The sequence below is a fragment of the Cohnella laeviribosi DSM 21336 genome (genome assembly GCF_000378425.1).
GTDB classification, from domain to species: domain Bacteria; phylum Bacillota; class Bacilli; order Paenibacillales; family Paenibacillaceae; genus Cohnella; species Cohnella laeviribosi.
In genome coordinates this window covers 93,183-114,777 of the sequence record NZ_KB899815.1, presented here as the reverse complement: position 1 = coordinate 114,777, position 21,595 = coordinate 93,183, and the positions used below count along the sequence as shown (strand labels likewise).

Below are 21,595 nucleotides of genomic sequence, written 5' to 3'. Positions count from 1 at the left end.
ATGATCAAATAGTAAATTTTACGTAGAGTGAATCGATCATCCGCTTGAAGGCTTGCGCCTAGTCGGGGAAAGAAGGGATAGCGGTGTCCGAACAAGACCGGAACAACAGCCACGATCGCGATCATTCTCACGACCGCAAGGACGGCGGCGACAAAGTCCGGGAAATGATCGGGATCATGTCGCGCAACGGGTGGCGCATTACGGAGCAGCGCAGGACGCTGGCGCAAATTTTTTCCGCGACCGACGGTTACTTGTCTCCCAAGGACGTTTACGACCAGCTCGCGGTCAAATATCCGAGCGTCAGCTTCGATACCGTCTACCGCAATCTGCGCATGTTGAGCGAAATGGGCGTGTTGGAGCAGTTTTACTTTTTGGAGGGCGGGCTGAAATTCAAGGCTTCCTGCCTGAACCATCACCATCATCACCTCATTTGCACGAATTGCGAGAAGACGGAAACGTTCGAATATTGCCCGATGAACGATAAGCTGAATTTGCCGGGGAATTACCGAATTTTGAGCCACCGGTTCGAAATTTACGGCCTTTGCGAGCAATGCCGGCACGAAATGGCGAACGATCAGGCGTAATCCGGTGCGCGAATGCGGACGGCGGAATCCGCATTTGTTCGCTTGTTTATTAAGTGTAAAATTTACGAATATATGGAACGGATACTGGACGGGCTTGGCGGCAGGCTGAGAAAAAGCGCCATCGTTACGGGAGCGCATACCGTCCGGAGCCGTCTTCGCATGATGCAAAAAGTTGAGGTGAAGCAGGTGCAATTGGCAACGATGCGGGAGGTCATGTTCGGGTACGCGGATGTCCCGTGTCTGGAGGATGTGACCGTCGATATTCGATTCGGCGAATTTGTGGCCGTGACCGGCCCGAACGGCGCGGCGAAGACGACGCTGCTGAAGCTGATGCTCGGCCTCCTCAGGCCCTGGTCGGGCGAAGTCCGGCTTGCGGCCAAGGGGACGGACGGCCGAAAGCTGGTCGTCGGCTACGTTCCGCAGCAGATCGCCGCCTTCAACAGCGGCTTTCCGAGCAAGGTGCTGGAGTTCGTCCTGTCCGGACGTTTCGCCCAAGGCTCGTGGCTGCGCAGGCTGCGGGCGGAGGACAGGGAGCAGGCGGAACGCGCGCTGCGTCAGGTCGGGATGTGGGAATGGCGCAACCGCCGGATCGGCGAGCTGTCGGGCGGGCAGAAGCAGCGGATCTGCATCGCCCGCGTGCTGGCAATGGAGCCCGATCTGCTCGTCTTGGACGAACCGACGACAGGCATGGACAAGGACAGCCGGCTCGGATTTTACGAGCTGATGAGCCGTCAGGTCCGGGAGCACGGCCGGACCGTCGTGATGGTGACGCACGGACTGGCGGAAGCGGCTCCGTATCTGGACCGGGTTATCGAATTGCGGCGGAAGGAGGACGGAGGATGGAAATGCTGCACTACGACTTCATGCAGAGGGCATTTTTCGCCGGCGCTCTGATCGCGCTGATCGCCTCGGTGCTGGGCGTCTATTTGCTGCTCCGCCGGCAGGCGCTGATGGCGGATATGCTGTCGCACGTGTCGCTGGCCGGCATCGCCGCAGGCGCGCTGCTGCATTGGAATCCGACGGCGACCGGATTCGCGGTCGCGCTGGCGGGGTCCGTCGCCGTGGAATGGGTACGCCGCACGTACAAAACGTACAGCGAAATCTCGATCGCCATCATCATGATCGGCGGCTTGTCCTCGGCCGCGATTCTGATGAGCCGGAGCAATGCCTTGAACAAAAGCTTTTCTTCCTATTTGTTCGGCTCGGTCGTCGCGGTCAACCGGACGGAATTGATCCTCATGGCCGCCGCAGCCGCGGTCGGCGCCGTCTTTTTCCTTCTGCTGCGCCGTCCGCTCTATCAATTGACTTTCGACGAGGATACGGCGAAGACCGCCGGACTTCCGGTCAAATGGCTTTCCATGGGCTTTAGCGTCTTGACCGGCATGATCGTGTCGGCGGCGATGCCGATCGTGGGCGTGCTGCTCGTCTCGTCGCTTATCGTGCTGCCCGCGTCATTGGCGATCCGCATCGCGCCGAGCTTTGCGGCGGCCGTCTGGATCGCGATGACCGTCGCGCTTGGCGGCGTCTTTGCCGGCTTGACGGCTTCTTACGCCTTCAGCATGCCTCCGGGAGCCAGCATCGCGATGACGCTGCTGCTGATCCTGCTGGCCGGCATTGGGGCGCAGAAGGCGTTCGTCAAGCTCGGCAAGCGGATCCATCGACCCCGTGATCGATCGGAGAAGGAGAGTCCGTCTCGAATTCCCCGTTTATCAAATAAATACTCGTATATGCAGTCGGGAGGAGAAGAGAAATGAGCAAAAAGCCGATTACGCTGTCGCTGCTGCTCGCCTTGTTCGCATGGGCTTTGGCGGGCTGCGGGGGAGGAGGTACGAACGCAGAGGCGAGTCCGTCCGGTTCCGCAGGCGGGTCTTCGGCATCCGAGGCGTCCGCCGGTGCCGCCGCGGAGCGAGAAGGCAAGCTGAAGGTGGTGACGACCTTCTATCCGATGTACGAATTCGCCCGTCAGGTGGCGGGGGAGCATGCGGAGGTCGTCGCGCTAATCCCGGCAGGGGCCGAGCCGCATGACTGGGAGCCGTCCGCGAAGGATATGGCGCAAATCAGCAATGCCGACGTGTTCGTCTATAACGGGATCGTCGAAGGATGGGTCGACAGCGCGCTGAAGAGCGCGGCCAGCGCCGACCGCATCGTCGTCAAGGCGAGCGAAGGCATCGAGCTGCAGGAAGGCGAAGCCGACCATCATCACGGCGAAGACGGCGGCGGGCAAACGCATGAAGAGGAGCATGCGGGCGAAGAAGCGCATGCCGGCGAAGATGAACACGGACACGAAGAAGAGCAGCTCGATCCGCACGTATGGCTGGACCCGGTGCTCGCCCAGCAGGAAGTCCGGAACATCGAGGCGGCGCTGGCGCAAGCCGATCCGGCGTACAAAGACGACTACAAAGCCAACGCGGACGCCTATATCGCGAAGCTGCAGGAGCTGGATCAAGCGTTCCGCGACGCTCTCCAAAACGCCAAACGCAAGGAATTCGTCACGCAGCACGCGGCATTCGGCTATTTGGCCAAACGCTACGGCTTGACCCAGATTCCCATCTCCGGCTTGTCGCCCGATCAGGAGCCTTCTCCGGAACAAATGGCGCAAGTCGTCGAATTGGCGAAGGAGCACGAGGTCAAAACGATTTTCTTCGAAACGCTGGTCGACCCGAAAGTGGCGCAGACGATTGCGGATGAAGTCGGAGCCGCGACGGACGTCTTGAACCCGCTGGAAGGGCTGACGAAAGAAGAACTGGACCGACATCTCGATTATCTCTCCGTCATGCGCAACAACCTGGAAGCGTTGAAGAAAGCGTTGAACGGATGACCGCAGCTCACCCGAACGGCCCTACCGCCTAACTTTCCGATCTGCGTAACAAACGCAGCGATCAAGGCGGGTGTTCGGGATTTTTGTTCCGATAAAATAGTAAAAATTACGATAAAGGAGGCGCGCAACTTGGCGCAAACCAAAATTCCGGTGACGGTGTTAAGCGGATACTTGGGGGCGGGCAAGACCACGATCCTGAATCACGTTTTGAACAACCGCAACGGGTTAAAAGTCGCCGTCATCGTCAACGATTTGAGCGAGGTCAACATCGACGCCGATTTGATTCGCGACGGAGGAGGTCTGTCGCGCACGGAGGAAAAGCTGGTCGAAATGTCCAACGGCTGCATCTGCTGCACGCTGCGCGAGGATTTGCTGCGCGAAGTCGAGCGGCTTGCGAAGGAGGGGCGCTTCGACTATATCCTGATCGAATCGACCGGCATTTCCGAGCCGGTGCCCGTCGCTCAAACGTTCAGCTACGTCGACGAGTAGATGGGGATCGATCTGACCCGGTTCTGCCGGCTCGATACGATGGTGACCGTCGTGGACGCCTACCGGTTCTGGCATGATTTCGCTTCCGGAGAAACGCTGCTGGAACGCAAGCAGGCGGCCGGGGAAGACGACACGCGGGAAGTCGTCGATCTGCTGATCGACCAGATCGAGTTTTGCGACGTGCTCGTGCTGAACAAGTGCGATAAAGTGGAGCCGGACAAGCTGGACGAACTGGAACGGCTGCTGCGCAAGCTGCAGCCCCGCGCACGCTTCATTCGCAGCGTGCAGGGCCGGATCGATCCGGCCGAGATTTTGAACACCGGGCTGTTCGACTTCGAGGAAGCGAGCCGGTCCGCGGGCTGGATTCGGGAGCTGGAAGCGCCGGCGCATACGCCGGAGACGGAAGAATACGGGATCGGTTCGTTCGTATACGAACGCGTCCGTCCGTTTCATCCGGAGCGCCTCATGCGCTGGATCAACGAATGGCCGGAATCCGTCGTCCGGGCCAAAGGGGTGATGTGGCTGGCGACCCGCAACGATATCGCCCAAAGCTTCAGCCAGGCGGGGCCGTCGATCCAAATGGGGCCCGCCGGATATTGGGTCGCCGCCCTGCCGAAAGCGGAGCAGGCGGCCATCCTGCGGGAAGAGGCCGATCTTGCCGGCTCGTGGCATCCGGTCTACGGAGACCGGATCACCAAAGTCGTGTTTATCGGCATCGGGCTTGACCGGGACCGCATCGAAGCCGGACTGGACGATTGCCTGCTGACGGAGGAAGAAATGGCCGGCGATTGGAGCAGGCTTTCCGACCCCTTTCCGCAAGCGCCCGGCGAATGGGCCGAACCGGCATCCGCAAGCCGCCCGCAGTAACCTTTCAAAACCGAAAAAAAGCTGCCTGCAAGGCGACGGACGCCTTGCCGGGCAGCTTTTCCATTTTATTCGAGGTTCGCGTGTCTGGCGAACATGGCGGAAGCGTCGATCGACCGGATCTCCATCAGCATCAGGACGACGGCATCGAGCGTAACCAGCAGGCTCTGCTCGAAGAGGGACCCCATCGGCTGAACGCTGGGGGAGGAGACGGTTTGCTCCTTCGCGGCGGCGGGAATCGGTACGATCACATCCGCGATCCGGCCGATGGGGGAATCGGCGGCGGTCGTCAGCAAGGCGATGCCCGCCCCAAGCCGCTTCGCCTTCTCGGCCATGCCGAGCAGGCTTTGCGTCGATCCCGAGCCGGAGCCGATGATGAGCAGATCGCGCTCCCGAATCCCCGGCGTGACGGTTTCGCCGACGACGTACGTCTCGATGCCCAGGTGCATGAGCCGCATGGCCAGCCCCCGCATGACAAGTCCCGATCGGCCGGCGCCCGCCGTGTAGACGCGCTTGGCCTGCAGGATGCGTTCGGCCAGACTCGCAAGCGCTTCGTCGGGTACGGCGGAAGCCGTGCGGGACAGTTCGCGGAGGATGAGCTCGGCGTAATGGCCCGGTTTCGAATCAAGTCGGTTCGCCATAAGCTTTACCCTTGCCGGATGATCCGCTGCATTTCGGCCGCCGTCGCCGCTTTGTCCGCTTGCCCGGTAATGCCGCCGCCGACAATGACCAGATCGGGCTTAGCCGCCACGACTTCCGGCAGCGTGCCGAGCTTGATGCCGCCGGCGATGGCGGTTTTCGCGTTTTTGACCACCCGCTTGATGGCGGCCAAATCCGCGAACGAGTTCAGCCCTGCCGCCTGATGATCGTAGCCCGAATGCACGGCGATGTAATCCACGCCGAATCCGTCGATTTCCCGCGCCCGCTCTTCCAGGTTTTTGACGTTGATCATGTCGACCATAATCTTTTTATTCCGCTTCTTGGCTTCTTGGACCGCTCCGGTAATGGTCGAGTTGTCCGATACGCCCAGGACGGTAATGATATCCGCGCCCGCCTCGGACGCTTTCTGCACCTCGTATCCGCCCGCGTCCATAATTTTCAGGTCGGCCAGCACCGTCAAATTCGGGAACGCTTCTTTTACCGCCTTGACCGCATGAAGCCCCTCGTTGATGATGACCGGCGTGCCGATTTCGACGATATCGATAAACGGTTCGACCTCCCGAACCAGCTCGATCGCTTCCGGAATGCCTACCAAATCCAGCGCCAATTGCAGCTGCATGTTCCTTTCCTCCATTTCGGTTATTGTGTTGTTCGATTTCAGGAGTTATTCTAATCTCATAGTTTCGATTTCGGAAGAACGCACTTTGCCGTAATGTAGTTACCTTCAGGATACTATTGGACCAATCAAGCTTAAAGAAAGGATGGGTGAACCATGGCCACCGTATTGAAAGAACGGATCAACTTGAAGGAAATCAACTGCGAAAAAGAACTGACGCTCGCGGTGATCGGAGGCAAGTGGAAGCTGATCATTTTGTGGCATCTCGGGCTTGGGGGGACGAAGCGGTTCAGCGAGCTCAAGCGGCTGATTCCGTCCATTACGCAGAAGATGCTGACGAACCAGCTCCGCGAATTGGAGGACGACGGCCTCGTGCACCGCAAAGTGTACGCCGAAGTCCCGCCCAGGGTGGAATATTCGCTTACGGAATACGGCGAAAAGCTGATGCCGATCTTGAAGCTCATGTACCAGTGGGGCAAAGAGTACGGCGAGAAATTCGTATGGAAATAACATGAACAAGGGGATTAGGACGATGAAGATAGACGCAATCCAGCCGTACGCCAAACAGTCCGACGGCGTGTTTCGGTCCGTCTGCTCGCTCGATTGTCCGGACCAATGCGGGCTGCTCGTGCACAAAAAGGACGGGAAAATCGTCAAAATCGAAGGCGACCCGTCCCATCCCGTCACGCAGGGGGCGATCTGCAACAAGGTCCGCCATTTGGCGGAGCGCATCTACGATCCGAAGCGGCTGCGCTATCCGTTGAAGCGGGTCGGTCCGAAGGGAGAGGGCAAGTTCGAGCGCATCTCCTGGGACGAAGCGCTGGCCACGATCGCCGGCCGCTGGAAGCGGCTTATCGCCGAGTACGGGCCGGAATCGATTATGCCGTACAGCTTTTACGGGAATATGGGCCGGATCGGCACGGAAGGGATGGACCGGCGTTTCTTCAACCGTCTAGGAGCGACGGAGCTCGAGCAGACGATCTGCGAGGCGGCGGGCTCGGAAGGCTACAAATATACGATGGGCGGCAGCTTCGGCACCGATCCGGAGGACACCGTTCACGCCAAGCTGATCGTCATGTGGGGCATCAATGCCGTGAGCACGAACATGCACCAGGTCGCCATCGCGGAGAAAGCCCGCAAAAACGGGGCGACCGTCGTGGCGATCGACGTGCACCGCAACCGCACCGCACGCTGGGCGGACTGGTTCATTCCGATTCGGCCGGGCACGGACGCGGCGCTCGCGCTCGGGATGATGCACGTGCTGTTTGCGGAAGGGATGGAGAACGAAGCCTTTTTGCGCGAATACACGGTCGGCCACGAGGAGCTGCGCGCGCACGTGCGGCAGTACGATCCGGTTACGGTATCGGGCATTACGGGCGTTCCCGCCGAGGATATCGTGCGCCTCGCCCGGATGTACGGCAGCGTGACGCCCGCTTTTATCCGCATCGGCAACGGGCTGCAGCATCATGACAACGGGGGCATGTGCGTCCGCACGATCGCCTGCCTGCCCGCCATAACGGGGCAATGGCTGCTCAAGGGCGGCGGGGCGATCAAGGGCAACGGCGGACACGTGTCGCATAACGCCGCGGCGCTGACGCGGCCGGATTTGCGCCGGGGGAAGGCGCGGTCGGTCAACATGAACCGGCTGGGACGCGCGTTGCTGGAGCTCGACCCGCCGATTCGCTCGCTGTACGTATACAACTCGAATCCCGCGGTCGTGGCGCCGGAGACGAACAAGGTCCGCGCGGGGCTGGCGCGGGAGGATCTGTTCACCGTCGTTCACGATCTGTTCCTGACCGAGACGGCGGCGTATGCGGATATCGTGCTGCCCGCGACCTCCTCATTGGAGAACACCGATTTTTATCATTCCTACTGGCATCATTATCTGCAAATTCAGGAGCCGGTCATCGAACCGTACGGGGAAAGCAAGTCCAACGTCGAGACGTTCCGGCTGCTGGCCGAAGCGATGGGCTTCGAAGAGCAGGCGTTTAAGGATACCGAGGAGGACCTGATCCGGCAGGCGCTGGATTATCCGGACAATCCGGCGTACGAGGGCATAACGCTGGAGGAGCTGCGGGAAAAGTCGTACGTCAAGGCGAAGGTGAAGCCGCTGTTTCCCGGCAAGCTCCGCACGCCGAGCGGCAAGATCGAGCTCTACTCCAAGGCGATGGAGCGCAAGGGGCTGCCGCCGCTGCCGACCTACACGCCGCTTAAGGACGACGGGGATTTGCCGTTTTTGTTTATTCCGGGGCCGAACCATAACTTTCTGAATTCGACTTTCTCGAACAACGAAAAGCACGTGAAGCTGGAAAAAGAGCCCAAGCTGTTCCTGAACGCCGACGACGCGGCACGGCTCGGGATCGAAGACGGTGACACCGTGCGGGTATGGAACGAGCGGGGCGAATGCGAGCTGACCGCTTCGGTCGGCCGGGACGTTCTGCCCGGCGTCGCCGTCAGCCAAGGGCTGTGGGCGGACGCTCCCGGGACGAAGCGCTCCGTCAATGCGCTTACGCCCGACCGGCTTGCCGACATGGGCGGGGGAGCGGTGTTTTTCTCCGGCCGGGTCGGCGTGGAGAAGAAGGCTGCAAGCGCAGCCGGAAAGAAGGAGACGGCATTATGAGCGGAAACGGGCAAAGACCGGGCGGCCGGGAGGTTCAGCTTCCCGCCCGCTGCGGTTTTATTTACGCGCATCCCGACGACGAGACGTTCCTGAGCGGGGCGCTCATCCGCCGTCTCGCGGACGACGGGGGCAAGCCGGTGCTTCTGCTCGCCACGCGCGGAGACGCCGGCCGCAAAAACGGGGATTACGCCCACCTGTCCAACGAAGAGCTGGGCGCCCTCCGCGAACGGGAGATGGAGCGGGCCGCCTCCGTGCTGGGGCTTGCTGCGGTCGAACAGCTGGGGTACCCGGACGGCAGGCTGAAGGAGGCCGAGGAGCGCGAAGCGGTGGAAGCGATCGTCCGTTTCGTGAACAAGCACAGGTTGGAGGCGGTGTTCACCTTCCCCGAGGACGGCGGCAACGGCCACCCGGATCATGTCGCCATTTCGCGCCTGGCGACGGTGGCCGTCCGCACCGGGCGCTGCCCGACGGTCCGCGCGCTGTACTATGCGGCGCCGGATGTGTCTTCGGCGCCGATTCGGATCGACGCGCAGCCGTATTGGCCGGTCAAAGCGGAGGCTCTGCGCGCACACGAATCGCAAAAGTACGCGATCGCGCGCTATTTCGGCCCGTTGGACGCCTGTCCGCCGAACCGGCGGTTCGAGTGCTTTGTTCCGGCCTGGGAGGCTGACCCGGTTCATTGACAAAACGGAAACTTTAATATAAATTTTAGACTAAGTATAATTATCAAAAAGGGGGGCAGTCCAATGACCCGAAAAGGCTTGACTGCGCCGCGCAAGCTTGTGTTCGATATCGTGAACAATTCGCACGACCACCCGACCGCCGCCGATATCATCGATCGCCTGAAGGCGGAGGGGCGCAGCGTCGCATATGCTACGGTTTACAATTCGCTTCGGTATTTGACCGAAGAAGGTTATATCCGCGAGCTGAAGCTGGAGGGGGATGCGAGCCGTTACGATTCGCGGACGGAGGACCATCACCACATCGTCTGCACGTCCTGCGGACGCGTGGACGAAGTGATGACCGGCACGCCTTCGGATTGGCTCGAGCGCATCGCCGCCGAGACCGGGTATGCCATAACCGAAGAACAGTTATTGTTCAAGGGGGTGTGCTCCGCATGCAGAACGTCCAAGGGATCGAACAAGTAAGCGCGCCTTACGGCGCTTATTGCGAAACCACGCGCCGCATCGTGATTATCAGTCCGTTCCCGGCGCGGCTGCAGGAGCTCGTTTCCGAGCTTACGCTCAAGTGCTATGACGTCCTGGTGTTCCATCACGAAAGCGAGCCGCTTCTGGCCAGCCTTCACCGCGATTTGATGATTATCGACCGGACGATGGCTCCCGCCTATCCGGAATCGCAGGAGGCGCCGCTATCGGCCGGGGCCGTCTTGTACCTCGTCTCCGATCCCGCGGACGCTCCCGCAGGCGCGGAGCACATCCAGATTTGGCCCGGACCGATGCGGGAGACGGTCGAGCGCATCGGCGAGCTGGTCGAGCGGAGCGAGCCGATCTCCGCGGAAGCTGCGGATATGCTGCTGTTCCGGGATATCCGCATGGATTTGAAAAAGATGACCGTCCACAAAGGAAGCCAAAAAATCGAGCTCACCCGCATGGAATACGATCTCCTGAAGGCGCTTCTGAAAGCGGACGGCGTCATGTCGCGGCAGGAGCTGATGGAAGCGATCTGGGGTGAAACCTATTTCGGGGGCAGCAACTCGATCGACGTCCATATCAAAAGCCTGCGCAAAAAGCTCGGGGACGATCCGCGCAATCCCGGTTATATTCTAACCGTAAGAGGGATCGGATACCGGATGGCGGACTGAATCGCATATTCGGAATACGTACGGCATATCGCCGCCTTGGCCAACGGTTCATGAAACCTTCATGATGTCTTCATTTCATCTTCATGCAACCCGGCCGGGCGGATGGTATGCTATTTTTGTAAGAAATATTTGAACTTATTCTAAATACAAAAAGGAAGGAGCGACCGCCATGCGCAAAACGATTATTATCGGCACGGGTCCCGCCGGACTGACGGCCGCCATTTATCTGGCCCGGGCCAACCTGAACCCGCTGGTGATCGAAGGGCCGGAACCCGGCGGACAACTGACGACGACAACGGAAGTCGAGAACTTCCCCGGCTTTCCAGAGGGAATACTGGGGCCCGAATTGATGGACAATATGCGGAAACAGGCAGAGCGATTCGGCGCCGAATTCATCCGGGGCTGGGTGACGAAAGTCGATTTGTCCAAACGTCCGTTTACCTTGACGGTAGAGGGGACGGGCGAGCTTAAGGCGGAGAGCGTCATCGTTTCCACCGGCGCTTCCGCGAAATACTTGGGCATTCCCGGAGAAAAGGAAAACGTGGGCCGCGGCGTCAGCACATGCGCGACATGCGACGGATTTTTCTATCGCGGCAAAAAGATCATCGTAGTGGGCGGCGGGGATTCCGCCATGGAGGAAGCGAATTTCCTGACCCGCTTCGCGTCGGAAGTCGTTCTGGTGCATCGCCGCAACGAGCTCCGCGCCTCCAAAATCATGCAGGACAGAGCGCGCGCCAACGAAAAGATCAGCTGGAGCCTGAACCGCACGCCGCTTGAAGTCGTCGCCGACGAAACCGGCGTCAAAGGGCTCAAAGTCCGCAACAACGAGACGGGACAGGAAGAGCTGATCGAGGCCCAAGGCGTCTTCGTCGCGATCGGGCATACTCCGAACACGAAGTTTCTCGACGGGCAGCTGGAGACGGACGAAGCCGGCTACCTGGTCGTAAAGCCGGGCTCGACGGAAACCAGCGTTCCGGGCGTGTTCGCCTGCGGCGACGTTCAGGACACCAAGTACCGCCAGGCGATCAGCGCCGCGGGAACCGGCTGCATGGCCGCTCTCGATTGCGAGAGATTTCTGGAAGCCGCGGAGCAAGCTGCGGTAACTTCGCGTTAAAGGAGGAGAAACGAGTGTCTGCTGCGCCCGTTATCATCTACACCAGCACGCATTGCGTGTTCTGCAAAAAAGTAAAGTCGTTTCTGGCCGAGCAAAACGTAGCTTACGAGGAACGCAACATCGATCTGGATGAGAAATATGCGGAAGAGCTGTGGAATTCCGGCATGCGTTCGGTTCCGGTCACGGTGATCGGGGAACGCAAAATTTTGGGCTTCAACCAGGCCGAGCTGTCCCGCGCTCTCGAAGCATATCAATCCTAACCCCAATCATAAGGAGGCAACCTACATGACGGTACAAAACGTTCAATATCCGTTCGCCAAAGTCGGCCTGCCGGCCCCTTCCTTCAAACTGCTGTCCACCAAAAACCTGGAAACGCTCGAAGAAACGGTCGCCCTGGAAGATTACCGCGGCAAATGGCTCGTCTTCTTCTTCTGGCCGTACGACTTCACCTTCGTCTGCCCGACCGAAATCATCGGCTTCAGCGACGCCTACGATCAATTCAAGGCGCTGAACTGCGAAATCGTCGGCGCTTCGGTCGACAGCGTCTACACCCACCGCGCCTGGATCCAGACGCCGCGCGACAGCGGCGGCATCGGCGACATCCGCTTCCCGATCGCATCCGACTTTACCAAGGAAGTCGCCCACGTTTACGGCATTCTGGACGACGCGTCCGGAGCGGCGCACCGCGGCCTGTTCATCATCGATCCCGAAGGCATTTTGCGCTACCAGGTCGTAACCGACATGAACGTCGGACGCAGCGTGGACGAGACCTTGCGCATTTTGCAGGCGCTGCAATCCGGCGGTCTGTGCCCGGTGAACTGGAAGCCCGGACAAAAGACGCTGTAAGCGCCCCGGCGCCCGGCGCCGCGTCCAATCGTTTCGATCCGAAGGACTCGCCTTCGGACTTCACATAAACGGAGGGAAGCCGAGTCTTCCCTCGGGCGGGGGCTGCCCCATAAGCGGATCCATCTGCTGAGGGGGCGGCCCTCTATTTGCCGGATCGCGGAGGTTTACCGCTTTGCCGATTTGCCTGCCTCTCGTTTATCCCGCGTACAACGCTTATCCCGCTTCTATCGCCGGTTCCACTTACCTCATTTATCCCGCTTTTTCCTCTTAGGTCGCTTATTCCGTCTGCCTTACTTCCCCAGCTTTTTCCGTTTATCTCCCCCAAAAAAGCTGCGAAAGCAGTTGCGCAAACAGCAACTGCATGGCTCGTTCACCATATTTTCGCGTAGGCAGTTGCTTTTTTAGCAATTGGAAGGTCCGCCTTCGCGAACGGCGATGTGAAACGGGGAACCGCATCCGGAAAAAGTAAATCGTTTAGTAAGCTGACCGGCACGGTCGTTGCGGATGCGGGATACGGCGGCAAAGAAACCCGCGCTGATTCGAAGGGGCAGCAATTTGCCGCTTGGGCGAAGTATGGTACATATCGCAAAAAAACGTCGGCGTTCTGGCAGAAGGATAGCGGGAATGGAGACCGTCCCCAAAGCGGCAGCCGGCGAAAAAACGAAATGGGATGAGCAGAGAAAATCTTCTGCACGATCCCATTTGGGTTGGTTTGGCTGGCTTCATTCGGTTGACTTTACCGCCTCTGCGGCTGAATGTCACCGCTTGGGAACGGTTGTTCAGGGCAGCCTCTTGAATCAGCCGTTTCAGTCATCCTTCCTGAACCAACATACCTGAACCAACTTTCTTGAACAACTTTTCTTGAATCATCCTTCATAGAGCCTCTCTCTTTGGAAGACAGCTCTTTTGGAACATTCCACTTGAATCATTTCGCTTGAAACATTTCGCTTGAATCATTCCACTTGAATCATTTCGCTTGAAACATTTTCGCTTGGAACATTCCTCTTGAGACAGCCCCTGCACGGCGGGAACGCGGGGCCATTGCCGCGTTCAAGCTCTGCCTGCGACGGACGGCTCTTGCTCCGGCTTGCGCCGCTCCTTGCTCCGCAGTCTGTGCAGGTACAGCTTGAGCAGCGGGGATACGACCAGGAAAATGAAGAGCACGCGGAACAACTGGTACCCGGCCACGATCGTCATGTTTCCTCCGACTTCATGCGCAATCAGGCTCATCTGGTCGAGTCCGCCCGGCATCAGGCTAAGAAAGCTCGTCTGCGGAGACAGCGGATGGAGCCGCCTGAGCAGCCAGCTCAATCCCCCGGCCGCGGCGATGAGCGCGGCGCCGCTGGCGACGGCCAGGCCGAGCGTCCGCAGCGTTTTGCGCGTGAGGCTGTCCGGCTTCAGCAGCAGGCCGACATAACCGCCGATCAGAAACTGGGCGGCGTTCAGTACGGGGTACGGCAGAGCCGGCGCTTCGAAGCCTGACAGATGCACCGCAGCCACGCCGATCAACGGCCCCAGCATCATGGCCGTCGGCAGCTTGATTCGTTGCCCGATCCAAGCGCTGGCAACGGCCACGGCGGCGAATGCGAAAATATTCGGAAACAGCCCGCTCCATTCGGCTGCGCGTGCGGCGGCGGCCGTACCCGCACCCGACGCGGCGTCGGGCGCGACGCCGGCCGGATGAAACAGCGGGCTGAACACGAGCAGCGGCACGCACAGCACGATCATCATGAGCCGGGTGATTTGAAGGAGCGACACCACGGTCAAGTCGGTATCCTTCGTTTCCTCGGCGAGCACGATCATTTGCGACAAGCCGCCGGGAATGCAGCCCGTCAGCGCGGTCGGAAACGAGATGCCGGCAAGGCGCGACAGGATGACGGCAAAAATCAGGCAAACCAGCAGCAGAAGAACGCTCATCAGCAGCATGGTCGGCAGCTGTCTGGCCATCTCGGCCAGGAGCGGATACGTAAACGACATCCCGATCGAATAGCCGACGACGATCATGCCCGCATTGCGCAGCGCTCCGGGCCAGCGAAGCGGCGCCCGGACCAGCTTGGAAGCGGCGAACAAAGCCAGCATCGGGCCGAGCAGCCACGGGATCGGCAGGCGGACGATCGTGCAAACGAGTCCTCCCGCGAGCGCAATGGCCAAGGCCGTACTGACAGCGGCTGCCGGATGGCGGCGGTCCGGGCGCGGCGAGAAGGCGGTTATCTCGGTCTGGCTCACGCTTCGGAAGCCAGTTCGGCAATGCGTTCGTTTGCGTTCTCCCGGTACCAGCCGCCATGGTAGCAGATGACGCTTTGAATATCGAATGAGGCCAGCTTGCGCAGCGACCTTAGCGCGGAGTTCATGTCCGGCGTGACCGCAGGATTCGGACCGAGCAGGCGGCCGCCGTTTACGATCATCGCGTCTCCCGCGATAAGAGTTTTGCTGCGGTGATGATAAAGGCAAATATGTCCCGGCGTGTGGCCGGGCGTATGGATAACGGTCAGGCCGCCGTCCACGTTCAACTGATCCCCGTCCTCCAAAATCCGGGTTACATTCGGGCGCGCCGACGGAGAGAACGCTCGCTCGAAACGGAGCCGTTCTTCTGCCGACAGGCCCTGCATGAACGCGGACAGCCGCTCGGCATTCAGCTTGATCAGCGGTTTGACGCCGTCGATATACGGCTTGTCGGCGGGATGCGCCCGCACTTCGACCGCGGTTTTGGCCTCGTGAAGCAGCTCGGGCAAGCCCCCGATATGGTCGATGTCCTGGTGCGTCAACACAATATGGCTCAGCCGCTCAAGCGGTACCCCGGCTTTCTCGAACTGTTCGCGAAGCTTGTGCGTCGGGCCCGGCATGCCGGTATCGACAAGTACGACCGTTTTCTCGTCCCAAACAAGCGTCGGATGAATCGAAATCGGCTTCCCCGGCGCGCTCATGTCCAATTCCAGTTTTACAAGAGGCATCGCATCCACGCTTTCGTTTAGTTTATTGGTAAGATAATTATAGCATAATCAATTCGGGCGAATGAAGCCACAGTTATCGGTCATCGCGGAATAAGGAGGATAACCGGGCGGTAAGAGGAGAGGGGTTGGACCGGAGGGATGAAGCGAGGGTTAAAGAGAGGGATTTCCGCTTGCCGTTAGCGTTCTTGCCAAATTGCTTGGAACGGACGCCCGAAAAACCAAACGCGCGCCCAAAGGCGCGCGCGGTCTTGCAGCCCGGCAACCGGGACGCCCCCCCGGACTGCATGCCGGGCCCCCGGTCAAGCCGTCCGGGCTTATTCGGCGTTTCCTCCGAGAGGCTCCAGAGGCTTGTGGTTGCCGTACGTCGGATACTCGCGGCCGGTCGGGGCCGCCCATTTGACGGCATTGCGGATGACCGTCCGCACCTGCTCGTTGTAATACGTCGGATACGTTTCGTGACCCGGACGGAAATAGAAAATTTTCCCCTGGCCGCGATGGAACGTGCAGCCGCTGCGGAACACCTCGCCGCCTTGGAACCAGCTCACAAAGACGAGTTCGTCCGGCTGCGGAATATCGAAATGCTCCCCGTACATTTCCTCCTGGGGCAGCTCGATGTATTCGCCGATGCCTTCGGCGATCGGATGGCCGGGCGACACGACCCACAGCCGCTCCTTCTCGTCCGCTTCCCGCCATTTCAAGTCGCAGGAGGTGCCCATGAGCGTCTTGAAAATTTTGGAGAAGTGGCCCGAGTGCAGCACGATGAGCCCCATGCCCCGCAGCACCCGCTGCTTGACGCGCTCCACGATCTCGTCCTTCACCTCGTCGTGGGCCGTATGCCCCCACCAGATCAGGACGTCCGTCTCCGCCAGCCGGGCTTCGGACAGGCCGTGCTCCGCATCCTGATCGAGCGTGGCGTACGCGACGTCCGCAATTCCGCCGAGCCCTTCGCCGATGGCGGCGTGAATGCCGTTCGGGTAGATGCTGCGGACTTTCTCGTTCTCGTTTTCGTGCCGGAATTCGTTCCAAATGGTCACTTTTAGCCGTTTCGTCATCCGGAATTCTCCTTTCTCTCCAATCGATTCGCGTGTTCCATGCGCCTCTGAACAAGGGCTTGCGGTCAGCTTCGTTCCCAGTATAGAAAATCGTCCGGAAATTCGATATGTCCAAATTGAACGCTTTTTTATTCAAAAGTGGTATACTTGCTTTTGCATCGAATCACGCAGTTGGAAAGGTGGGGTCCGCATGCCGCATCCGCAACCTCCCGCCGATACGTTGGTCCAAGCCGTCAACGAACAGGTGGTCTATCAAAATCCGCTGCTGTTTCTGAAAGTATGGGAGATTTGCGACGGCTCGGACCGAAGCGGCACGCCCGAGGCATGGCCGTGGCATTACCATAAGGAAGCCGAGTTTTTGGCGATTTCGGAGGGCCGTCTGCGCGTACAGACGCCGCTGGCTTCGCGCACGCTCGGGCCGGGCGACGTGATGGTCATCGGCTCCTCGGGACTTCACCGCACCGCCAAAGCGTCGGAAGAACCGCTGCGCTACGTGGTGTTCCAGGTGGAGCTGACCCGCCACTTCGACCCCGGCATGCTGCCTTATTTGAACAGCTTCTCCGAGCTGATCGTCCCGCTGGAGCAGGTCAATTATATTTTCGAAGAGCAGCCCTCCGCGAAGCGGGAAGCCCATGCGCTGGTGACGGATATTTACCGGGAATCGGCGGAAAAGAAAATCGGCTACGAGATGGCCATCAGCTCGTCGGTCAAGCGGCTTTTGCTGCTGCTGCTTCGCCACGACACCCGCCGGCTGCTGCGGCGCGCCGACGACGCGGGGCTTGCGCGCTTCCGCCCGGTGCTGGATTACGTCGACCGGCATCTGAGCGAGAAAATCTCGGTCGACGACGTTCGCGTTCTGCTGGGCATGAGTTACCACCATTTCATCAAATCGTTCAAAAAGGTGATGGGCGTCCCGTTCGTGGATTACGTCAACTACAACCGGATCAAGAAAGCCGAGCGGCTGCTGGCGACGACCGACTTGAGCATCCTGGAAATCGGGTTCGAGGTGGGCATCTGGAACATGGCCCAGTTCTATAAATTGTTCCGCAGATACAATCCCCATTCGCCCAAAGAGTTCCGCCAACGGATGCGCGGCTGAGACCGCGCCGCATCGAAGTAAAGCGTCCAAAGTCCTGTTTTTTAGGGGGGACGCCATGCCTATTTTGAACGTCTATTCTTGACAAACACAATATATTGATATAAATTTGATTAAGCCATCAATATGTTGTTTGATCGGCCGAGAGACCGAACGGTTGCAGAACGTTTAATATGGAAAGACACGCAAATAAAACGGACGCGCATCCCGCCTGCGGCAAGGGCGGGATCGCGTCTTCGGCGCCCTTAGTCTTATCGCAATATGCTGAGCGGCGTGTCCGGCAAGAGGCTTGAACCGGATGCGCCGTTTGTTTTCGGAAATTGAGGAGAGGAGCTCGAACGAAGATGCTGATTGCCTACGATTCCAAGACGGGCAACGTCCGCAGATTCATTTCCAAGGTCGATATGCCCGCCGTTCAAATCGACGAGGAGATGAGCTTGGACGAGCCGTTTGTGCTGGTTACCTACACGACGGGCTTCGGACAAGCCCCCGAGCGGGTCCTGAAGTTCCTGAAGCGGAATTACCGGCAGCTCAGGGGCGTGTCGGCCAGCGGCAACCGCAACTGGGGAGACGGCTTTGCGAAGAGCGCAGACAAGATTGCCTCGATGTACGGAGTCCCGGTCATCACCAAGTTCGAGCTTTCGGGCACGGCCAAGGACGTTGAGCATTTTGTGCGGGGAGTGAACGCAATTGAGTCAGTTAAAGCATATTGAGCTGAACAATCTGTTGATGCAAAGGGGTCCGGACGGATTTTTCCAACTGGAGAAGGACCAGGAAGCGATCGCGGCGTTCATGGCGGAGGTCGAGTCGAAGACGCTGCATTTCGATTCGCATTTGGCCAAAGTCCGCTACATGATCGAAAACGACTTTTACGAGGACGTTTTCCTCAAATACACCGAATCCGAGGTCGAGCAAATTTACGAGCTGACGCACAGCTACAACTTTAAATTCCCGTCCTATATGGCCGCATCCAAGTTTTATTCGGACTATGCCGTAAGAAGCAACGACAAGAAGCTGTACCTGGAGCATTATCCGGATCGGGTGGCGATCGTGGCCCTTCACCTGGGCAGAGGCGACTTCGCGACCGCCCGCATGCTGGCCGCCTCCATGATGGAGCAGCGGCTCCAGCCGGCGACGCCGACGTTCCTGAACGCGGGCAAGAGCCGCCGCGGCGAAATGGTGTCCTGCTTCCTGCTGGAGATGGACGACTCGCTCAACTCGATCAACTACGTGCTGGCCACCTGCATGCAGCTGTCGAAGATCGGCGGCGGCGTCGCCGTCAACCTGTCCAAGCTGCGCGGGCGCGGCGAGCCGATCAAAGGCGTCGAAGGCGCGGCCAAGGGCATTATGCCGGTGCTGAAGCTGATGGAGGACGCGTTCTCCTATGCCGATCAGATGGGGCAGCGCAAAGGCTCCGGAGCGGCTTACTACAATATTTTCGGCTGGGACGTCATGGAATTCCTCGATTCCAAAAAGATCAACGCCGACGAGAAAACGCGCCTGCAGACGCTGTCGATCGGCCTGATCGTGCCGAACAAGTTCTATGAGCTCGCCGAGCAGAACAAGCCGCTGTACGTGTTCGCTCCGTATTCGGTATACCGTGCGTACGGCCAGCACCTCGACGACATGGATCTGGACGTCATGTACGAGAAGCTGCTCGAAGACGACCGCGTCATCAAGAAGTCGCCGCTCAGCGCCCGCGAAATGCTGACGAAGATCGCGACGATCCAGCTCGAGTCGGGCTATCCGTACATCATGAACAAGACGAACGCCAACAAGGCGCACGCGCTGAAAGACATCGGCTCGATCAAGATGTCCAACCTGTGCACGGAGATTTTCCAACTGCAGGAGACATCCGAAATTACCGATTACGGCGAGGAAGACATCATCCGCAGGGACATCAGCTGCAACCTCGCTTCGCTGAACATCGTGAACGTGATGGAAAGCGGCAAAATCAAGGAGTCCGTGCACGAAGGCATCGTCGCGCTGACGGCCGTCAGCGACATGACGACGATCATGAACGCGCCGGGCGTGGCCAAGGCCAACGCCGAGCTGCATTCGGTCGGCCTCGGCGCCATGAACCTGCACGGCTATCTGGCCAAGAACCACATCGCGTACGAAAGCGAGGAGGCCAAAGACTTCGCGCGGACGTTCTTCATGATGATGAACTTCCACTCGCTCGAGAAAAGCTGCGAAATCGCCGAGAAGACGGGCGTTACGTTCGCCGGCTTCGAACGGTCCGAGTACGCGAAAGGCACTTACTTCGACAAATACCTGGAGAACGACTACCGTCCGCGGACGGACAGGGTGAAGCAGCTGTTCGCCGGCATCGACATCCCGGGTCCCGCCGATTGGGCCGTTTTGAAGGAAAAAGTCATGAAGCACGGGCTGTATCACGCCTACCGGCTGGCCATCGCGCCGACGCAAAGCATCTCGTACATCCAGAACGCGACGTCCAGCGTCATGCCGATTGTCGAGCCGATCGAAACGCGTACATACGCCAACTCGACGACGTATTATCCGATGCCTTATATGAATGCGGAGAACTTTTTCTACTATAAATCCGCTTATCAAATGAATCAGTTCAAAATTATCGATCTGATCGCCGAAATCGCCGAGCATGTCGACCAAGGCATCTCGACCGTGCTGCACGTCAACAGCGATATCACGACGCGCCAACTGGCCCGGTATTACATCTATGCCGCGCGCAAGGGACTGAAGTCGCTCTACTACACCCGGACGAACCGTCTGAGCGTCGAAGAGTGCGTAAGCTGCGCCGTGTAAGCCGGCGACATGCCGGATGCGAACGCCATGCCCGAGCATCGCGGCAACCATGGAACGTTGACCGGCCTTTGGCAGGTCCCGCCACCTTTAGACCAAAAGCCCGCGCTGCGGGCTTTTCTATCCCCGCCAAGGGGGAAAGAGAGGAGCGCCACCGATGAAAGCCGTAAACTGGAACCGACCTGACGACGACTATACGATCATGTTCTGGAAGCAGAACATTATGCAGTTCTGGACGGACGACGAAATTCCGCTGTCCGACGACAAAATGACCTGGATCAAGATGAGCGAAGCGGAGCAGGAGGTATACATCAAAGTGCTGGGCGGCCTGACGCTGCTCGACACGCTGCAGGGCGGCGTCGGCATGCCGGGCATCAACGAGCACGTCGAAGGGCTGCAGCGCAAGGCGGTGCTGTCGTTCATGGGAATGATGGAGCAAATTCACGCCAAGTCGTACAGCAGCATCTTCACGACGCTCGCGACCACCGAAGAAATCGACGCCGTATTCCGCTGGGTCGAAAACAACAAGCATCTGCAGACGAAGGCGGAGACGATCGCCCAATACTATACGAACATCCGTACGCAAAAGGATCTCTTCCTCGCGATGGGCGCGTCGGTGCTGCTCGAAAGCTACCTGTTCTACAGCGGTTTCTTCTATCCGCTTTATTTGGCCGGCCAGGGCAAAATGACAAGCTGCGGGGAGATCATCGACCTGATTTTGCGCGACGAAAGCATTCACGGTCTGTATGTCGGCGTGCTGGCCCAAGAGGTGTACGCGAAGCTGGACGAGGACGAGCAGCAGGCGGCTTACGAGACGCTGGTCGGCCTGTTCAGGTTCCTCCACCAGAACGAAGAGGAATATACGGACGAGCTGTACACCCCGATCGGCCTGCAGGACGAAGTGAAGGCGTTCCTGCGGTACAACGCGAACAAGGCGTTCATGAATTTGGGCTTCGAGCCGCTGTTCCCGGAAGAGGAGATCAATCCGATCGTATTGAACGGCATCAGCACGAAGACGAAGCAGCACGACTTTTTCTCCAAAAAAGGTAACGGCTACGTGCGCGCGACCAACGTCGAGCCGCTCACGGACGAGGATTTCATTTTTGACTGAACAAAATGCGATCATGCTGCGCAGACATGCCGGAAGCTACGGGCTTCCGCTTGTCTGCGTTTTTCGTTTCGGAATGTCAAAGGGGAACGGGCCGACCGAGGCTGCGATGCGCCGTGCGGACGGCTGGGGCAGGGGGAGGCGTAAGAACGCCGGATAAGGGCCGAAGACTCC

At 59.2% G+C, this 21,595-nt stretch carries 21 protein-coding genes and 1 pseudogene; 17 read left to right on the top strand and 5 right to left on the bottom strand.

Going from position 1 to position 21,595, the window contains the following annotated elements:
• The first annotated feature begins 83 nt into the window (after positions 1 to 83).
• The 5 genes and pseudogenes from F560_RS0107520 to F560_RS24165 all read left to right on the top strand — a co-directional run bounded on the left by F560_RS0107520 (position 84) and on the right by F560_RS24165 (position 4,758).
• Entirely contained in the window at positions 84 to 584 is a 501-nt protein-coding gene (locus F560_RS0107520; protein WP_019005111.1) for a Fur family transcriptional regulator, read from the top strand.
• A gap of 186 nt (positions 585 to 770) precedes the next feature.
• Entirely contained in the window at positions 771 to 1,478 is a 708-nt protein-coding gene (locus F560_RS0107515) for a metal ABC transporter ATP-binding protein (protein WP_156828922.1), read from the top strand.
• Positions 1,424 to 2,338: a metal ABC transporter permease gene (locus tag F560_RS0107510; protein WP_019005109.1), complete on the top strand. Its 915-nt coding sequence runs from the start codon at positions 1,424 to 1,426 to the stop codon at positions 2,336 to 2,338. The genes F560_RS0107515 and F560_RS0107510 overlap by 55 nt, the downstream gene beginning before the upstream one ends.
• Positions 2,335 to 3,402, top strand: coding sequence for a metal ABC transporter substrate-binding protein (locus F560_RS0107505; protein WP_019005108.1), 1,068 nt, complete (start codon positions 2,335 to 2,337; stop codon positions 3,400 to 3,402). Before F560_RS0107510 ends, F560_RS0107505 begins: the two co-directional genes overlap by 4 nt.
• Before the next feature lie 129 nt (positions 3,403 to 3,531).
• Positions 3,532 to 4,758: pseudogene (locus F560_RS24165) on the top strand (GTP-binding protein).
• A gap of 65 nt (positions 4,759 to 4,823) precedes the next feature.
• Here F560_RS24165 and hxlB read toward each other — a convergent pair.
• Both hxlB and hxlA read right to left on the bottom strand, forming a co-directional pair.
• Positions 4,824 to 5,396 (bottom strand): 6-phospho-3-hexuloisomerase, encoded by a 573-nt coding sequence (hxlB, locus tag F560_RS0107495; protein ID WP_019005105.1) that lies wholly within the window; start codon positions 5,394 to 5,396, stop codon positions 4,824 to 4,826.
• Between the two features lie 5 nt (positions 5,397 to 5,401).
• Positions 5,402 to 6,034 carry a 3-hexulose-6-phosphate synthase gene (gene hxlA / locus F560_RS0107490; protein WP_019005104.1) on the bottom strand — a complete coding sequence of 211 codons (633 nt, stop codon included), beginning with the start codon at positions 6,032 to 6,034 and terminating at the stop codon, positions 5,402 to 5,404.
• Between the two features lie 153 nt (positions 6,035 to 6,187).
• Between hxlA and F560_RS0107485 the strand changes: the two genes are divergently transcribed.
• The 8 genes from F560_RS0107485 (at position 6,188) to F560_RS0107450 (ending at position 12,433) form a co-directional block, all read left to right on the top strand.
• Complete coding sequence (locus tag F560_RS0107485; protein WP_019005103.1) at positions 6,188 to 6,541, top strand: winged helix-turn-helix transcriptional regulator; 354 nt, start codon at positions 6,188 to 6,190, stop codon at positions 6,539 to 6,541.
• A gap of 22 nt (positions 6,542 to 6,563) precedes the next feature.
• Positions 6,564 to 8,651 (top strand): molybdopterin-containing oxidoreductase family protein, encoded by a 2,088-nt coding sequence (locus F560_RS0107480; protein ID WP_019005102.1) that lies wholly within the window; start codon positions 6,564 to 6,566, stop codon positions 8,649 to 8,651.
• Positions 8,648 to 9,334 (top strand): PIG-L deacetylase family protein, encoded by a 687-nt coding sequence (locus F560_RS0107475; protein ID WP_019005101.1) that lies wholly within the window; start codon positions 8,648 to 8,650, stop codon positions 9,332 to 9,334. Before F560_RS0107480 ends, F560_RS0107475 begins: the two co-directional genes overlap by 4 nt.
• 63 nt (positions 9,335 to 9,397) lie before the next feature.
• Positions 9,398 to 9,799 (top strand): Fur family transcriptional regulator, encoded by a 402-nt coding sequence (locus tag F560_RS0107470; protein WP_019005100.1) that lies wholly within the window; start codon positions 9,398 to 9,400, stop codon positions 9,797 to 9,799.
• Positions 9,769 to 10,473: a winged helix-turn-helix transcriptional regulator gene (locus F560_RS0107465; protein ID WP_019005099.1), complete on the top strand. Its 705-nt coding sequence runs from the start codon at positions 9,769 to 9,771 to the stop codon at positions 10,471 to 10,473. The genes F560_RS0107470 and F560_RS0107465 overlap by 31 nt, the downstream gene beginning before the upstream one ends.
• A 169-nt stretch (positions 10,474 to 10,642) precedes the next feature.
• Positions 10,643 to 11,587 carry a thioredoxin-disulfide reductase gene (gene trxB / locus F560_RS0107460; protein WP_019005098.1) on the top strand — a complete coding sequence of 315 codons (945 nt, stop codon included), beginning with the start codon at positions 10,643 to 10,645 and terminating at the stop codon, positions 11,585 to 11,587.
• Positions 11,588 to 11,601: 14 nt separating this feature from the next.
• Positions 11,602 to 11,847: a glutaredoxin family protein gene (locus tag F560_RS0107455; RefSeq protein WP_019005097.1), complete on the top strand. Its 246-nt coding sequence runs from the start codon at positions 11,602 to 11,604 to the stop codon at positions 11,845 to 11,847.
• A gap of 25 nt (positions 11,848 to 11,872) precedes the next feature.
• Positions 11,873 to 12,433, top strand: coding sequence for a peroxiredoxin (locus tag F560_RS0107450; protein WP_019005096.1), 561 nt, complete (start codon positions 11,873 to 11,875; stop codon positions 12,431 to 12,433).
• A gap of 1,050 nt (positions 12,434 to 13,483) precedes the next feature.
• Here the strand turns inward: F560_RS0107450 and F560_RS22760 are convergent.
• From F560_RS22760 to F560_RS0107430, 3 genes are all read right to left on the bottom strand, one after another.
• Positions 13,484 to 14,659, bottom strand: a complete 1,176-nt coding sequence (locus F560_RS22760; RefSeq protein WP_245554825.1) for an AbrB family transcriptional regulator — start codon at positions 14,657 to 14,659, stop codon at positions 13,484 to 13,486.
• A complete protein-coding gene (locus F560_RS0107435) occupies positions 14,656 to 15,384 on the bottom strand; it encodes an MBL fold metallo-hydrolase (protein ID WP_019005093.1) in 729 nt (242 codons plus the stop codon). The genes F560_RS22760 and F560_RS0107435 overlap by 4 nt, the downstream gene beginning before the upstream one ends.
• A gap of 314 nt (positions 15,385 to 15,698) precedes the next feature.
• The gene (locus F560_RS0107430) at positions 15,699 to 16,436 is read right to left on the bottom strand and encodes a ThuA domain-containing protein (protein ID WP_019005092.1); all 738 of its coding nucleotides are present in this window, start codon (positions 16,434 to 16,436) and stop codon (positions 15,699 to 15,701) included.
• 190 nt (positions 16,437 to 16,626) lie between these two features.
• Here F560_RS0107430 and F560_RS0107425 point away from each other — a divergent pair, with 190 nt between their 5' ends.
• The 4 genes from F560_RS0107425 to nrdF all read left to right on the top strand — a co-directional run bounded on the left by F560_RS0107425 (position 16,627) and on the right by nrdF (position 21,424).
• A complete protein-coding gene (locus tag F560_RS0107425; RefSeq protein ID WP_019005091.1) occupies positions 16,627 to 17,535 on the top strand; it encodes an AraC family transcriptional regulator in 909 nt (302 codons plus the stop codon).
• Positions 17,536 to 17,876: 341 nt separating this feature from the next.
• Positions 17,877 to 18,245, top strand: coding sequence for a class Ib ribonucleoside-diphosphate reductase assembly flavoprotein NrdI (gene nrdI / locus F560_RS0107420; RefSeq protein ID WP_019005090.1), 369 nt, complete (start codon positions 17,877 to 17,879; stop codon positions 18,243 to 18,245).
• Positions 18,246 to 18,261: 16 nt separating this feature from the next.
• Complete coding sequence (gene nrdE / locus F560_RS0107415) at positions 18,262 to 20,316, top strand: class 1b ribonucleoside-diphosphate reductase subunit alpha (RefSeq protein WP_033395917.1); 2,055 nt, start codon at positions 18,262 to 18,264, stop codon at positions 20,314 to 20,316.
• 154 nt (positions 20,317 to 20,470) lie between these two features.
• Positions 20,471 to 21,424 (top strand): class 1b ribonucleoside-diphosphate reductase subunit beta, encoded by a 954-nt coding sequence (gene nrdF / locus F560_RS0107410; protein ID WP_019005088.1) that lies wholly within the window; start codon positions 20,471 to 20,473, stop codon positions 21,422 to 21,424.
• Positions 21,425 to 21,595 lie beyond the last annotated feature (171 nt).

Bases quoted from the DNA above. Each gene is read 5' to 3' on its own strand.
- F560_RS0107510 (WP_019005109.1), top strand. From the start codon at position 1,424: ATGGAAATGCTGCACTACGACTTCATGCAGAGGGCATTTTTCGCCGGC.
- F560_RS0107505 (WP_019005108.1), top strand. From the start codon at position 2,335: ATGAGCAAAAAGCCGATTACGCTGTCGCTGCTGCTCGCCTTGTTCGCA.
- hxlB (WP_019005105.1), bottom strand. From the start codon at position 5,396: ATGGCGAACCGACTTGATTCGAAACCGGGCCATTACGCCGAGCTCATC.
- hxlA (WP_019005104.1), bottom strand. From the start codon at position 6,034: ATGCAGCTGCAATTGGCGCTGGATTTGGTAGGCATTCCGGAAGCGATC.
- F560_RS0107485 (WP_019005103.1), top strand. From the start codon at position 6,188: ATGGCCACCGTATTGAAAGAACGGATCAACTTGAAGGAAATCAACTGC.
- F560_RS0107480 (WP_019005102.1), top strand. From the start codon at position 6,564: ATGAAGATAGACGCAATCCAGCCGTACGCCAAACAGTCCGACGGCGTG.
- F560_RS0107475 (WP_019005101.1), top strand. From the start codon at position 8,648: ATGAGCGGAAACGGGCAAAGACCGGGCGGCCGGGAGGTTCAGCTTCCC.
- F560_RS0107470 (WP_019005100.1), top strand. From the start codon at position 9,398: ATGACCCGAAAAGGCTTGACTGCGCCGCGCAAGCTTGTGTTCGATATC.
- F560_RS0107465 (WP_019005099.1), top strand. From the start codon at position 9,769: ATGCAGAACGTCCAAGGGATCGAACAAGTAAGCGCGCCTTACGGCGCT.
- trxB (WP_019005098.1), top strand. From the start codon at position 10,643: ATGCGCAAAACGATTATTATCGGCACGGGTCCCGCCGGACTGACGGCC.
- F560_RS0107450 (WP_019005096.1), top strand. From the start codon at position 11,873: ATGACGGTACAAAACGTTCAATATCCGTTCGCCAAAGTCGGCCTGCCG.
- F560_RS0107435 (WP_019005093.1), bottom strand. From the start codon at position 15,384: ATGCCTCTTGTAAAACTGGAATTGGACATGAGCGCGCCGGGGAAGCCG.
- F560_RS0107430 (WP_019005092.1), bottom strand. From the start codon at position 16,436: ATGACGAAACGGCTAAAAGTGACCATTTGGAACGAATTCCGGCACGAA.
- F560_RS0107425 (WP_019005091.1), top strand. From the start codon at position 16,627: ATGCCGCATCCGCAACCTCCCGCCGATACGTTGGTCCAAGCCGTCAAC.
- nrdI (WP_019005090.1), top strand. From the start codon at position 17,877: ATGCTGATTGCCTACGATTCCAAGACGGGCAACGTCCGCAGATTCATT.
- nrdE (WP_033395917.1), top strand. From the start codon at position 18,262: ATGCAAAGGGGTCCGGACGGATTTTTCCAACTGGAGAAGGACCAGGAA.
- nrdF (WP_019005088.1), top strand. From the start codon at position 20,471: ATGAAAGCCGTAAACTGGAACCGACCTGACGACGACTATACGATCATG.